This is a genomic window from Clostridium cavendishii DSM 21758, assembly GCF_900141845.1.
GTDB lineage: Bacteria > Bacillota > Clostridia > Clostridiales > Clostridiaceae > Clostridium_AG > Clostridium_AG cavendishii.
This window is the reverse complement of the sequence record NZ_FQZB01000014.1, coordinates 82,219-96,998: the sequence shown is the minus strand read 5'-3', so window position 1 is coordinate 96,998 and position 14,780 is coordinate 82,219. Positions and strand designations below refer to the sequence as shown.

At 27.5% G+C, this 14,780-nt stretch carries 14 protein-coding genes; 13 read left to right on the top strand and 1 reads right to left on the bottom strand.

Annotated features, from left to right (window positions below):
• Positions 1 to 20 precede the first annotated feature (20 nt).
• A complete protein-coding gene (locus BUB01_RS16395) occupies positions 21 to 1,013 on the top strand; it encodes an NAD-dependent 4,6-dehydratase LegB (protein ID WP_072990457.1) in 993 nt (330 codons plus the stop codon).
• Between the two features lie 46 nt (positions 1,014 to 1,059).
• Complete coding sequence (locus BUB01_RS16390) at positions 1,060 to 2,169, top strand: LegC family aminotransferase (protein WP_072990454.1); 1,110 nt, start codon at positions 1,060 to 1,062, stop codon at positions 2,167 to 2,169.
• A 6-nt stretch (positions 2,170 to 2,175) separates the two neighbouring features.
• Here BUB01_RS16390 and BUB01_RS16385 read toward each other — a convergent pair whose 3' ends face one another.
• Positions 2,176 to 2,685 carry a GNAT family N-acetyltransferase gene (locus BUB01_RS16385; protein ID WP_072990451.1) on the bottom strand — a complete coding sequence of 170 codons (510 nt, stop codon included), beginning with the start codon at positions 2,683 to 2,685 and terminating at the stop codon, positions 2,176 to 2,178.
• Positions 2,686 to 3,086: 401 nt separating this feature from the next.
• On the opposite strand from BUB01_RS16385, the gene BUB01_RS16380 reads away from it, so the two are divergent.
• The 11 genes from BUB01_RS16380 (at position 3,087) to BUB01_RS16330 (ending at position 14,772) form a co-directional block, all read left to right on the top strand.
• Positions 3,087 to 3,743, top strand: a complete 657-nt coding sequence (locus BUB01_RS16380) for a sugar transferase (RefSeq protein ID WP_072990449.1) — start codon at positions 3,087 to 3,089, stop codon at positions 3,741 to 3,743.
• Between the two features lie 17 nt (positions 3,744 to 3,760).
• Positions 3,761 to 4,795: a mannose-1-phosphate guanylyltransferase gene (locus BUB01_RS16375; protein ID WP_072990446.1), complete on the top strand. Its 1,035-nt coding sequence runs from the start codon at positions 3,761 to 3,763 to the stop codon at positions 4,793 to 4,795.
• A 33-nt stretch (positions 4,796 to 4,828) separates the two neighbouring features.
• Positions 4,829 to 5,968: a GDP-mannose 4,6-dehydratase gene (gene gmd / locus BUB01_RS16370; RefSeq protein WP_084108898.1), complete on the top strand. Its 1,140-nt coding sequence runs from the start codon at positions 4,829 to 4,831 to the stop codon at positions 5,966 to 5,968.
• A gap of 258 nt (positions 5,969 to 6,226) precedes the next feature.
• Positions 6,227 to 7,153: a GDP-L-fucose synthase gene (fcl, locus tag BUB01_RS16365; protein WP_072990443.1), complete on the top strand. Its 927-nt coding sequence runs from the start codon at positions 6,227 to 6,229 to the stop codon at positions 7,151 to 7,153.
• A 567-nt stretch (positions 7,154 to 7,720) separates the two neighbouring features.
• Complete coding sequence (gene galE, locus BUB01_RS16360) at positions 7,721 to 8,728, top strand: UDP-glucose 4-epimerase GalE (RefSeq protein ID WP_072990440.1); 1,008 nt, start codon at positions 7,721 to 7,723, stop codon at positions 8,726 to 8,728.
• 703 nt (positions 8,729 to 9,431) lie between these two features.
• The gene (locus BUB01_RS16355) at positions 9,432 to 10,751 is read left to right on the top strand and encodes a UDP-glucose dehydrogenase family protein (RefSeq protein WP_072990437.1); all 1,320 of its coding nucleotides are present in this window, start codon (positions 9,432 to 9,434) and stop codon (positions 10,749 to 10,751) included.
• 14 nt (positions 10,752 to 10,765) lie between these two features.
• Positions 10,766 to 11,221: a PssD/Cps14F family polysaccharide biosynthesis glycosyltransferase gene (pssD, locus tag BUB01_RS16350; protein ID WP_072990434.1), complete on the top strand. Its 456-nt coding sequence runs from the start codon at positions 10,766 to 10,768 to the stop codon at positions 11,219 to 11,221.
• Positions 11,218 to 11,691 carry a PssE/Cps14G family polysaccharide biosynthesis glycosyltransferase gene (gene pssE / locus BUB01_RS16345; protein ID WP_072990430.1) on the top strand — a complete coding sequence of 158 codons (474 nt, stop codon included), beginning with the start codon at positions 11,218 to 11,220 and terminating at the stop codon, positions 11,689 to 11,691. The genes pssD and pssE overlap by 4 nt, the downstream gene beginning before the upstream one ends.
• Positions 11,692 to 11,758: 67 nt before the next feature.
• Positions 11,759 to 12,379, top strand: a complete 621-nt coding sequence (locus tag BUB01_RS16340; protein WP_072990427.1) for a sugar transferase — start codon at positions 11,759 to 11,761, stop codon at positions 12,377 to 12,379.
• Positions 12,369 to 13,400, top strand: coding sequence for an acyltransferase (locus tag BUB01_RS16335; RefSeq protein ID WP_072990423.1), 1,032 nt, complete (start codon positions 12,369 to 12,371; stop codon positions 13,398 to 13,400). Before BUB01_RS16340 ends, BUB01_RS16335 begins: the two co-directional genes overlap by 11 nt.
• A 1-nt stretch (position 13,401) precedes the next feature.
• Positions 13,402 to 14,772: a nucleotide sugar dehydrogenase gene (locus tag BUB01_RS16330; protein WP_084108895.1), complete on the top strand. Its 1,371-nt coding sequence runs from the start codon at positions 13,402 to 13,404 to the stop codon at positions 14,770 to 14,772.
• Positions 14,773 to 14,780 lie beyond the last annotated feature (8 nt).

The window sequence follows — 14,780 nt, the reverse complement described above, 5'->3', positions numbered from 1 at the left end:
GATTATATTAGGAGGGCACCATGGATTTAAAGGGGAAAAAGGTTCTAGTGACAGGAGCGGAAGGTTTTATAGGAAGTCATTTAACAGAAAGATTAATAAATCTTGGAGCTGAGGTTACAGCTCTAGTTCAATATAATTCATTTAACAATTGGGGATGGATAGATACTTTTGATAAAAATATTAAAAATAGTATAAATGTTGTTAGTGGAGATATAAGAGAATATGATGGTATGAAAAAAATCATAAGAGGTCAAGAGGTAGTTTTTCATTTAGCAGCCTTAATAGCTATACCATATTCATATCTTTCACCAATGGCATATGTCAGAACTAATGTTGAAGGAACAACAAATGTATTAGAGGCTTGTAGAGAATATAATATACAAAAAGTAATTCATACATCAACTTCAGAAACTTATGGAACTGCTTTATATGTTCCAATAGATGAAAAACACCCAATGCAAGGTCAATCACCATATTCAGCATCAAAGATAGGTGCAGATAAAATTGCAGAAAGTTTTTATAAGTCATTTAATATGCCAGTAGTTACTTTAAGACCGTTTAATACCTATGGACCAAGACAGTCAGCTAGAGCTGTTATACCAACAATAATATCTCAAATATTATCAGGTAAAAAGGAAATAAAGTTAGGAAGTTTAACCCCTACAAGAGATTTTAACTATGTAAAAGATACAGCTGAGGCTTTTGTAAAGGTTGCTGAATCAGATAATACAATAGGTGAAGTTATAAATGCAGGTTCAAATTATGAAATAACAATAGGGGATACAGTTAAGAAAATAATAAACATAATAGGAAAGGATGTTAAAATACTTTGTGATGATCAAAGAATAAGACCAGAAAATAGCGAGGTTAATAGACTTTGGGCTGATAATACAAAGATAAAGCAGTTAACAAATTGGTTACCTCAATATTCAATAGATAGAGGATTAGAAGAAACAGTTAATTGGATAAAAAATAATTTGCAATATTTCAAGACAGATATGTATAATGTTTAATTTTAAAAATAGTTTATGAAAAGAATTATTAAAAGAAGGTGTAATTATGATACCACTATGTATACCGGAAATTAGAGGGAATGAATGGAAATATATTAAGGAATGTTTAGATACTAATTGGGTATCTTCTGTAGGTTCTTATGTAGATAAATTTGAGAAGGATTTTGCTGATTATTTAAATTGTAAGTTTTCTGTAGTTACTATGAACGGAACTTCTTCATTAGAATTAGCTTTAAGAACTTTAGGTATAGGGGAAGGTGATGAAGTTATAGTATCATCTATGACTTTCATATCACCTGTTAATACTATAAGATATGTAGGCGCTGAGCCAGTATTTGTAGATGTATGTAGAGATAGCTTTGTTATGGATGTAACTAAAATAGAAGAGCTTATTACTTCAAAAACTAAGGCTATTATGCCAGTTCATATTTACGGTCATGCTGTAGAAATGGATTTATTAAAGGAAATAGCTAAGAGATATAATCTATATGTAATAGAAGATGCAACAGAAGCATTAGGATCTGAGTATAAGGGTGAAAAGCTAGGAACTATAGGAGATATAGGTTGCTTTAGCTTTAATGGAAATAAGCTTATAACTACTGGTGCTGGTGGTATGATGGTTACTAATAATGAAGATTATGGTCATAGAGCTAAGTATCTATCAACTCAAACTAAGACTGTTTTAGAGAATGGAGCTTTTTATCATGAAGAAATTGGATTTAATTATAGAATGCCAAATGTTTTAGCAGCTATGGGGGTTGCTCAACTTGAAATGGTTCCAGAATTTGTTGAAATAAAGAGGAGAAATGCTAAATTTTATAATGAACTTTTTGAAAAAGTTAAAGGAATTAAGCCGGTAATAGAGAGAGAAGGAACAATAAATTGCTATTGGCTATATTCAATCTTAGTTGAGGATGAATTCGGTGCTTCAAGAGATCAAGTTATTAAAGTATTAAAGGAAAGAGGAGTGCAAGCTAGACCTTTTTTTATGCCAGTTCATGATATGCCCCCATATAAAGAGTGTAGACATGGTGACATGAGTATAACTAATGAAATCAGTCTTAAAGGAATCAATCTTCCAAGCTCTGTTAGTATTACTGAGAATGAAATATTAACTGTTTTTCAAGCAATTAAAGAAATTAGTTTAAAAAGATAATATATTCTATTTTGTAAAGAAATAAACATATTTTTTCATTGTAATGGTAGTATTTAAAATTTCAGAAAAAAATTCTTTGAATTCATCTACTTCAAACCAGTTGTTCTTGAGAAAACATTTAGAAGAGGCTATGTTGTGAGGCATTATAAATGCTTCTAAATTAGTTATATTTTTAATGTTATTTTTGCAATATTCCATAGCTAAGGTAATTATTTTAGTGCCTATTCCAAGTCCGGTATAATTACTACTAACTGCAAGTGAAATACAAACAGTATCTTTATTTACTTCGTCTATGTCTAGGTATAAATATCCAATAACTTTATGAGTAGGGTTATTTAGTTTTACCAAAAAAAACAATCTATCTTCTTTTTTGAGTTGATTTATGCACCATGTTTTAAGAGTGTCTCTTGACGGTGCTGATATGTAACCAGTCCAATATATATTTTCCTTTTCGCATCTTAAGTTGTAATAGGCATCAAAATCATTCAATTCAAATTTTTGTATAAATATATCCATGAAATACTCCTTTAATAAATGTAGTTAAACATAAATAGTTTTTAATATAGTATGAAGTATAAAAATATTGTATTAAATTCATTTTTTTGAATGTAACAATACTATAAAACATATTTTTATTGTTAACAAATTACAGGGGTATTATACAAAAATATGAATTAATTTATAATATTGGGAAATTCCTATCTTTAACTTATCTTAAATTTATATTTTTAGTTAATGTTCATATTACTAAAAGGTGCATATGAACTAATAGCCAAAGATATAGTTTTTTTTATAAATTTTAAGAATAATATTAAGGAGGAAAAATTAGGTACATATTTTGATTGAAAAAGTAAAAGATATAGATAAGGCTTTAATATGAATTTCAATAAAATTTTATATTGAGTGAGGAGAAATATATGATAACTTATACAAAAGATAGGGTTAGTGAACCTTTAACAAAAGATAATAAAATTTTATATAATGTTTTTAAAAGATTAATAGATATATTAGGAGCTATAGTTGGGATTGTATTATTAGTACCAGTATACGTAATAGTTATAATAGCTATTAAATTAGATTCAAAAGGGCCAGTAATATTTTCACAAAACAGGGTAGGATTAAAAGGTAAGATATTCAAAATGTATAAATTCAGATCTATGATAGTAAATGCAGAAGAACTCAAAGAAGTTCTTAAAGATGCTAATGAAATGTCTGGACCCATGTTCAAAATTAAGCACGATCCTAGGGTTACAAAGGTAGGCAGGTTTATAAGAAAAACTAGTATTGATGAATTACCACAATTAATAAATGTATTAAAAGGGGAGATGAGCTTAGTAGGACCAAGACCAAGTTTGCCAGAAGAAGTTGAAAAGTTTGATTATTGGATGTTAGAAAGATTGGATGTAAAACCTGGAATAACTTGTTATTGGCAGATAAGGGGAAGGAATAATGTAAGTTTTGAAGAATGGATGAAACTAGATATTAGGTATATAAAAGAACGCAATTTTTTCCTTGATATGAAGCTTATATTTAAGACCTTTTGGGTACTATTTGGGGATAAACATGCAAGTTAAATTTAGGAGGAGAAAACATGTTATGTGCTTTAATAATGGCAGGAGGAAGAGGAACTAGATTTTGGCCTTTATCAACAGAAGAAAAACCAAAACAGTTTTTGAAACTTTTGGGATATAAGACCATGATTCAAATGACGGTAAATAGAATAGAACCTTTAATCCCTTTAGAGAGAATATTCATATCCACTGGTGAAAAATATGTATCGTTAGTGAAAGAACAACTACCTGATTTACCAGAGAGAAATATAATAATAGAACCAGAGGCTAGAAATACTACACCGTGTATAGCCTTATCTGCATTTGTAATAAAAAGGTATTATAAAGATGCAACTATGGTAGTATTACCTGCTGACCATTTAATAAAAAATGAAAATAAGTTTGAAGAAACCATAAGTAATGCAAGTAAATTTGTAGATGAACATAATACTTCAATTGTGACATTAGGAATAACTCCAAGTAGAGCTGAAACAGGATATGGATATATAAAGGAAGGTAAGCATATAATAAGTATTAATAATGCTAACATAGTGAAAGTAGATAAATTTGTTGAGAAGCCAACTGAGGAAAATGCAAAAGAATATTTAGAAAATGGAAATTATCTTTGGAATGCCGGAATGTTTATTTGGAAAATAGATAATATTATAAATTTAATGAAAAGATATCAAACAGAAACCTTTGAAGTGTTGAAGAAAATAGAAATTATAGAAGAAGAAAAGCTGCAAAAATATATAAATAAAAATTATTTATTGACGAAGAAAGTTTCAATTGATTATGGAATAATGGAGAAATCAGATGAAATATATGTTATTCCAAGTGATTTTGGTTGGGATGATGTAGGTAGTTGGGAGTCTATTGAACGATATAGGGAAAAAGATGAAAGTGGAAATATACATATTGGAAAAGTAAAAAGCAATATGTCAAGTAATAACATTATAATTACTCTAAATAATGAAGTTATAATTAATAATATAAGTAATATTTATGTTATAGAGAATAATGGAAAAATAATAATAGGTAATAAAAGTGAAATAAAAAGTATAAAACAAAATTAATATAAAAAATAAAAAATATAGGAGTTTGGTTATATGTTAAAAAAAGCATTAATAACAGGTATAACAGGACAAGATGGTTCATATTTAACAGAATTTTTACTTAAAAAAGGTTATGAAGTACATGGAATAATAAGAAGGCATAGTACTATTAACACTAAAAGGATAGATCATTTATTTGAAGATCCTGAAATAGGAAATAAAAATTTGTTTTTACATTATGGAGATTTGACTGATTCAAGTAATTTAAATAGATTAATAGAAAAAATTAAGCCCAATGAAATTTATAATTTAGCCGCACAAAGTCATGTTCAAGTATCTTTTGAAGTTCCAGAATATACTGCAGAGGCAGATGCTATAGGAACTTTAAGAATACTTGATGCAATAAGAGAAACTGGTGTTAATTGTAGGTTTTATCAAGCATCAACTTCAGAGCTATTTGGTGGAATTCCAGATACTGCTCCACAAAGCGAAAAAACCCCATTTTATCCTAAGAGTCCATACGGTGTTGCTAAACTTTATGGATATTGGATAACAGTGAATTATAGAGAAGCGTATAATATGTATGCATGCAACGGAATATTATTTAATCATGAATCTCCAAGAAGAGGAGAAACCTTTGTGACTAGAAAGATAACAAGAGCAGTAGCTAGCATAATGGCCGGGAAACAAGATCATGTTTCATTAGGTAATTTAGATGCAAAGAGAGATTGGGGATTTGCAGGAGATTATGTGGAAGCTATGTGGCTTATGCTACAACAGGAAAAACCAAAGGATTATGTTATAGCAACAAATGAAACTCATACAGTTAGAGAATTTGTAGAATTAGCATTTAAAGAGATAGGATCAGAGATAGAATGGAGAGGTACTGGAGTAGATGAAAAGGGATATGACAAAAAAACAGGGAAGATATTAGTAGATGTAAATCCAAGATATTTTAGACCAGCTGAAGTAGAGCTTCTTTGGGGAGATTGTAGAAGGGCAGAAAATGAATTAGGTTGGGAAAGAAAAGTTGATTTTAAAACTTTAGTTAGAATGATGGTAAATGCTGATATGAGAGAGATAGTTGGATTTTCTAATTGGGATTTCGTAGATAAAGAAGACTATGATATTATTAAAAATCTTGGAAAGGATATACCTATTTATATAGAAAAACATAAAATAAATAATGTTTAAGATTTTATTTAATAGTTTAAAAAATAGTTATGACTATGAGGTTGTGTAATGTCAATATTTTATAGTGGTATAAATAGAATCTAGTCAGGATAATAAATTTTATAATTTTCTTATCATTTAATAGTTTAAGTGGCCTTATATAAAATTTTTTATGACTTGGATTTCGTCTATCTGAGTAATAGAATTATATAAAGACACTTTTTTGTAATGATTAGTAGAAGATAGTCATTAGTAAAAAGCATTAAGAGAGGTAAATCTATGAATAAGGATAGTAAAATATATATAGCTGGACATAGAGGTCTTGTTGGATCAGCTATAGTTAGAAATTTAGAGTTAAAAGGGTTTAAAAATATAATAGGGAGAACACATAAAGAATTAGACTTAACCAATCAAGCAGAAGTAAGGAAATTCTTTGAAGAGGAAAATATAGAGTATGTATTTTTAGCAGCTGCAAAGGTTGGTGGTATTAATGCTAACAATACCTATCCAGCAGATTTTATATATGAAAATTTGATGATCCAAAATAATATTATAAAATCAGCACATGATTTTAAAGTTAAAAAATTATTATTTTTAGGTAGTACATGTATATATCCTAAAATGGCACCTCAACCAATAAAAGAGGAATACTTACTTACTGGAGCTTTGGAACCTACAAATGAAGCTTATGCAATAGCTAAAATAGCAGGGCTTGAAATGTGTAAATTTTTTAGGAGGCAATATAGAGATAATTTTATAAGTTGTATGCCTACTAATCTTTATGGACCTAATGATAATTTTGATTTAAATAATTCACACGTTATGCCTGCGTTGATAAGAAAATTTCATGAAGCGAAAATTAATAATTTGGATAATGTTGATGTATGGGGAACTGGTAAACCCTTAAGAGAATTTTTATATGTTGATGACATGGCAGATGCTTGTGTTTTTTTAATGGAAAATTATGATGGAGAGGAGCATATTAATATTGGAACAGGAGAAGAGGTTTCTATAAAAGAATTAGTACAGATTATTAAAGAGACAGTTGGATTTAAAGGTAAGATAGTTTTCAACAGTAAGATGCCAGATGGTACACCAAGAAAATTAACAGATATAGGTAAATTGAAAAGTTTAGGATGGAACCATAAAGTTGATCTTAAAAATGGAGTAAGTCTAGCCTATGATTGGTTTCAAAAAAACTATTAATATGTAGGAACTAATAAATAATCCATATCTATAACTTTTAGAGTAATCTATGATTTCTAATAAATTGAATGTAGAAAGTTGATTAAGAGAAAACTATTAAACTCATATACAATCCCTACTTATTAGGGCTAGATTAGTAAGGAGGGATTGATTAGTAAGCTACAAATTTTCATATTGAAGGTCAAAGTTTACTATATCAAGAGCTTTCTTAACATATATTTTTTTGACCTACTGTAGTCATAAAATCTGTAACTAATATCATTATTTTGTTGGATTTTTGTAATTATAACATCTTTACAAAAAGTATGAACAAGCCTCCCTATTTATAAGAATACATTTCTTTTTTTACTTGAATTTCATCCTAGGATATTAGTTTTTTTATATAGTTTAAGAATATAAGTTTATTAAATGGCTCATATTCATAATTCTTTAATATAATATTAAGAAAATTTCTATAATAAAATGAACTAACATTTAATATTTGTAAACAATTATTTAATCAACTTTTAAATAATTTGTATATATGTTAAAATAATATTTATTGTAAAACATAGAGGAGATGATATTATGTCAATATTGGTATCAGGGGGACTTGGTTATATAGGAAGTCATACTATAGTAGAGTTACTTAATAATGGTTATGATGTTATAGCGGTTGACAATTTATATAATAGTAATTTAATAGTTAAAGAGAGAATAAAAAAAATAACAAGCAAAGATTTTAAATTTTACAATATAGATTTAACTGATGAAGAAGCCACTGAAATTGTATTTAAGGAAAATAACATAGACTCAGTTATTCATTTTGCAGCTTATAAAGCTGTAGGAGAATCTGTAGAAAAACCTTTAGAATACTATCATAATAATTTACTTAACACTTTAAGCTTATTAAGACTTATGAAGAAATATGATGTTAAAAATTTTGTGTTTAGTTCTTCAGCGACAGTTTACGGTTCTGCTGCAGTAATGCCTATAAATGAAGAATCTAGTTTATCTGTAACTAATCCTTATGGAAGGACTAAACTTATGATAGAGGATATTCTTAGAGATATATATAAGGCAGACAATACTTTGAATATAGCTATTTTACGTTATTTTAATCCAGTAGGTGCTCATGAGAGTGGACTTATAGGGGAAAATCCTAATGGTATACCAAATAATTTAATGCCATATATAACTAAGGTAGCTATTGGAGAGCTTAAACAGTTAAGTGTATTTGGAGATGATTATGACACCATAGATGGTACTGGAGTTAGAGATTATATACATGTAGTTGATTTAGCTAAAGGACACATAAAAGCTTTAGAAAAACTTTCTCATAATTCAGGGCTTGTAACTTATAATTTAGGTACTGGAAATGGATATAGTGTTTTAGAAATGGTCAAGGCTTTTTCAAAAGCTAGCGGAAGAGAAGTTCCTTATAAAATAGTAGGAAGAAGGGCTGGAGATATAGCAACTTGTTATGCAGATCCAACTAAGGCTATAGAAGAACTTGGATGGAAAGCTGAGAAAAATTTAGAAGATATGTGTAGAGATTCTTGGAAATGGCAAAGTAATAATCCTAAAGGTTATTAAAAAATGAGTTTGTAAATTGTTAAAAATATTAAATTAGGCATATAGTTATTTATAATAACTATATGCCTAATTTTTTTGTATTTGAAATAGTAGAGGTTTTGCCTGTGCTTTATTCGTAACATTTCATGAAATGTATTAGGTTGTCAAAACGTTTGATGTGGCTTAAGACACATCAAGTAACATGGCATTATAGGGCTAAAGTAAGGAATCCGTTTTACGAGGGGCCTAACTTTTTATGAATAATTCAGATATAAATAGTTTCTAAGTTTATATTAAATTAATATCTAAGTTATAAAAACAACTGTTTCATATAAAATTATGATATTTTATGCTAATATATATGGGGGAGATATGGGGGTAATGTATTATTTACAATGAAAAGAGGGATTTTATTTAATTTTTATTAGTAATATTTAGGTGAGATATGTTATGATTGATTATTTATGATGGATAAACAAAATAGTAAATGAATTAGGAGTATAGAGGGTTAGCTTGCTTATAAGATATAATTAGGATTCAATCAATTAATAGTATTAAAAATAATAGTATAAAACAATCAATAAAAAATATACTATAAAAAAGAGTTTAATTGTAGTATAATAAAGAAAAATGTTTTTTTTTAGTTTGAATGTTTTACATTATGATTAATAGTAAGAGAATATTTGTATGAAAAGTTTATTTGTAAAATGATGGAGGGTAAAAAATGAAAATAGTGGTAGCAGGGACCGGTTATGTTGGATTAGTAACTGGTGTTTGTCTTGCAAAAGTTGGACATAATGTAGTATGTATAGATATTAATGAAGAAAAGATATATAAAATGAAAAATGGTATTTCACCTATATATGAACCAGGTTTGGAAGAGATAATGGTGGAAATGCATGAAAAAGGAAATTTGAATTTTACTACTGATTATAAAAATTCTTATAAAAATGCAGATGTTATCTTTATAGGTGTTGGAACACCAGAAAAGGCAGATGGATCTGCAAATTTAGAGTATATATATAAAGTTGTAGATCAGATAATAGAATCTGCAGAAAAAAGTTGTTTAGTAGTTATTAAGTCAACTGTACCAATTGGAACAAATAAAGAAATAGAATTATATATAAATGAAAAGATAGCAGAAAAAGGAATCAAAATAGAAGTTGCATCTAATCCAGAGTTCTTAGCTCAGGGAACAGCTGTTAATGATACATTACATGCCAAGAGAATAGTTGTAGGAGTAGAAAGTGAGGATGCAAAAAATATATTAAGGGAGATTTACGAACCTTTTAATATTCCTATAGTTATAACAAATAGAGAAAGTGCAGAAATGATAAAGTATGCAAGTAATGATTTTTTAGCATTAAAAATTTCTTTTATGAATGAAATAGCTAATTTATGCGAAATAATTGGAGCTAATATAGAAGATGTAGCAAAAGGGATGTCTTATGATGATAGAATAGGAAAAAAATTTTTAAAAGCTGGTGTTGGATATGGCGGTTCATGTTTTCCTAAAGATACTAAGGCTTTACATTGGCTTGCAGAAAATAATGGACATGAATTAAAAACTATAAAAGCTACCATAGAAGTTAATGAAAATCAAAAATATAAACTCTTGAAAAAATCTAGAAGGAAATTCAAAAGTTTTAAAAATTTAAACGTAGCATTTTTAGGCTTAACATTTAAACCAGGAACTGATGATCTAAGAGAAGCACCATCTATACCAAATATGAGGGTACTATTAGATGAAGGTGCTAATATTAAAGCATATGATCCAGTAGGTGTAGAAAACTTTAAAAAGATTTTTAAAGGTGAAAAAAATCTTAAATATGTACAAACTCCTGAAGAAGCATTAGAAGATGCAGATGTAGCATTTGTATTTACAGAGTGGAAGCAAATAACAGGTGTAGAACTTAAAAAGTATAAAGAGTTAATGAAGAAAGCAATAATCTTCGATGGAAGAAATTGTTATAAACTTGAGGAAGCTATAAGTGCAAATGTTGAATATCATTCAATAGGAAGAAACACTATATTTATGGAATAGGAGTCCTTATAATCATGAAAATATGTTTTGCGGCATCTTCTGGAGGCCATTTTGAACAATTAATGAAATTGAAACCTTTAATGGGGAAATATGATTCGTTTGTGTTAACTGAAAAAACTAATATAGATTATAATATGGACGGAATACCTACGTATTATGTAGAACAAATAAATAGAAAAGAAAAAGGCCATATTTTTAAATTTATTAAAATATTTATTTCATCTGCAAAAATATTCTTTAAAGAAAAGCCAGATGCGATAGTTACGACGGGTGTGTTAGCTACTATACCTATGGCTATTATGTGTAAGATATTTAGAAGAAAAGTTATATATATAGAATCATTTGCTAAAATAAATTCTCCTACTTTAACAGGGAAGCTAATGTATAAATTTGCGGATTTATTTTTAGTTCAATGGGAAAGTATGAAGAAATTTTATCCTAAAGCTATTTATGGAGGTGGGATATATTGATATTTATAACAGTTGGTTCTCAAAAATTTCAATTCAATAGATTGTTAAAAGAAATAGATAAACTAATAGAAGAAGAAAAAATTACAGAAGAGGTATTTGCTCAAATAGGATATTCTACCTATGAACCTAAAAATTACAAATATAGTCGATTTTTGAATAATCAACAATTTAGGGATATTATGGCTGGATGTGATAAAGTTATAACGCATGGTGGAACAGGTTCTATAATTAGTGCTATATCAAATGATAAAAAAGTTATAGCTGTAGCAAGATTAAGTAAGTATGATGAACATGTGGACAATCACCAGCTTGATATAATAAATCAGTTTACAGAATCAAATTATATTTTAGGTATGGAAGAGTTAGATAATATAGATATGATATTAAAGGAAATAGAAAAAATTCAATTTGATAAATATATATCAAATACGAAAAATATCATTAACATTATAGAAGATTTTATAAAGTAATTTTTTGCATGAAATTTGTAAAAAATATAACAATTTCATTGGAGATATTGTTATTTGAGGAGGGAACATTATTAAAAGTAATAAATTAATTTATGAATTTATAAAAAGGGCATTTGATGTTATATCAGCTCTTATAGGTCTTATAACTTTATCGCCAATATTATTAATTATAGCAATAGCTATAAAAATTGATTCTAAAGGACCAATTATTTTTGCTCAAGAAAGAATTGGGAAAAATGAATCTAAATTTAAGATGTATAAATTTAGATCTATGGTGGTAAATGCTGAAGAGTTAAAGTCAAAGATTAGTAGTAAAAATGAGATGGATGGACCTATGTTTAAGATTAAAAATGATCCAAGAATAACTAAAGTTGGAGCCTTTATAAGAAAAACTAGTTTAGATGAATTACCACAATTGATAAATGTGATAAAAGGTGAAATGAGTATAGTAGGTCCAAGACCAAGTTTGGCTAAGGAAGTAGAAAAATTTGAACCATGGATGCTTAGAAGGTTAGAAGTAAAGCCAGGGTTAACATGTTATTGGCAAGTACAAGGACGAAACTCTATTAGTTTTGTTGACTGGATGAAATTGGATGTCAAATATGTTGAAGACAGAAATTTAATAATAGATATGGTTCTTATATTGAAAACATTCAAAGTATTTTTGGGAGATAAAAATGCAAGCTAAGAAAAATGAATATTTACTATATATAGATGTATTAAGATTTATATCAACAGTTTTAGTTATATTAGTTCATACAACTGGACCAATAATAGATAGAATTGATTGGCTTGGAACTAAAACTTGGTTTATATCTAATATGTATTTTGCATTTGCAAAATGTGGAGTACCCATATTTTTTATGATAAGTGGAGTGCTATTTTTTGAATTATATGATGATATAAAAATAAAAGAGTATTATATTAAAAAATTCATTAAGATTGTATTGCCATTTATTGTTTTAGAATTTATATATGAAATTTTTATTTATAAAAATTTAGATGCAAAAATGATACTGTTTAATATTATGAGTGGAAAAGTTTATTTTCATTTTTGGTTTATGCTATATATGATACCTATAATAATAGTATCACCTTTGTTATTAAAACTATTTAAAAAGAATGATACTAAAGCAATAGAATTATACCTATTGTTTTGGATTATATTCCAATTTTTATTGCCGGCGATAAATAATTTATTAAATATTAATTTTGTGGTTAAAAATCCTTTTACTATGGAATATACAGGATATTATTTATTGGGATATTATTTACATAAAAGAAACTTTAATAAAAATGAAAAAAAATATATTTATGTTGGTGCTATTGTATCAATAATTATTATTTTAACAGGAACTTATTTTAAAAATGAAAATGTATCTATATTTAACGAAAGTTATTATAATTTATTTACTTTTCAAATTTTAATTTTGTCATCAACTATTTTTATCTTTTTTAAACAAAGTATTAAAGATAATCGGTTTAAAGTAATAAAAAAAATTAATATTTGTTCATATGGAATTTATTTGATACATCCAATGGTTATGATTATGATTAATGACAGATTACATATAAATAGTTATTCAATACAACCTATAATAGGTATAGCTATATATACCTTAATTACATTTGTAGGAAGTTGGTTGGTGGTTTATTTGTATAAAATTATTAAGAATAAAACAAGGAAAATTTTGGTTAGGAGTGTTTGAGATGAGTATGCAAACTATAGACGATAATATAAAAGGAATTTTAGAATTAAATGAGAAGATAAGTGAGAATTCAATAAATAAAAATATTTGTGTTTTTGGTCAAGGATTTGTTGGATTACCATTAGCTTTAAGTTTTGCATTTAGAGGTTGTAATGTTGTTGGAGTTGATGTTGATAAAAACTTAGTAGATGAAACTAATAATGGAGAAACACACCACACAGAAACATTTCATAATGTATCAATAAAAACGATATTAAATTTAATGTTAGAAGAAAAAAGATATAAAGCAACAATTGATGCAGAAAATGCAGTAAAACAAAGCAATAATATAATAGTAACAGTTGGAATACCAATAAAAAATGGAGAATATATTCTGGATTATTTAGAAAATGCTTGTATTAACATTGGAAAAAATCTTAAAAAAGGTGATTTAGTTATAATAAGAAGTACAGTTATACCAGGCACAACAGAGGAAGTATGTAGACCTATATTAGAAAAGTATTCTGGATTAAAATCAGGACAAGATTTCTATTTAGCTTATGCATCAGAAAGAATAGCTGAAGGTTTTGCATTTGAAGAATTTGCAAATATGCCAACATTAGTTGGAGCTATTAATGAAGAAAGTTTAAAAAGGGCATCAGAAGTTTTAGGTATAGTTTGCAAAGCGGATATAGTTGGCTCAAGTTGTATAAAGGCAGTAGAAACTTCAAAAGTTTTTGAGAATGTACAAAGAGATTTAAATATAGCAATGTCACAAGAGTTTGCTAGATTTACTGAAGGATTAGGAATTGATATTTTTGAAGTTATAAAATTAGCTAATACACATAGTAGAGTTAATTTATTAACACCAGGTCCTGGAGTTGGTGGTTATTGTATTCCTAATGCATATCATTATATAGAACCTAAAGCAAAGGATTTAGATTTAGATATGAGCATCTTAAAATTAGCAAGGGCTAAAAATGCTGATTTGCCTAAGTTTTTTGTTGAAAAAGCTGAAGAACTTTTGGAAAAGAAAGGCAAGAAGTTAAGTGATGTTAATGTTGCTGTATTTGGATTAGCGATGAAAGATTTTTCAAATGACGATAGAATCAGTCCATCAGTAGATATATGTAAATTACTTTTAGAACGTGGGGCAAAATTAAAAGCATTTGATCCAATAGTACCAACTAAGTATGATTTTAAAGTTAATACTGAAGAAGAACTTTTAAAAAATGCTGATCTTATATTTATACTTACTAAACAAAATTCAATGAATTTTAACTGTGATGAATTAAAAAAATATACAAATAAAGAAGCAATAATAATAGATACAAAGGCTGTTATCCAAAAGGATGAAGCAGAGAAAAGTGGATTTACTTATTGGAGAATTTAAAAACTAAA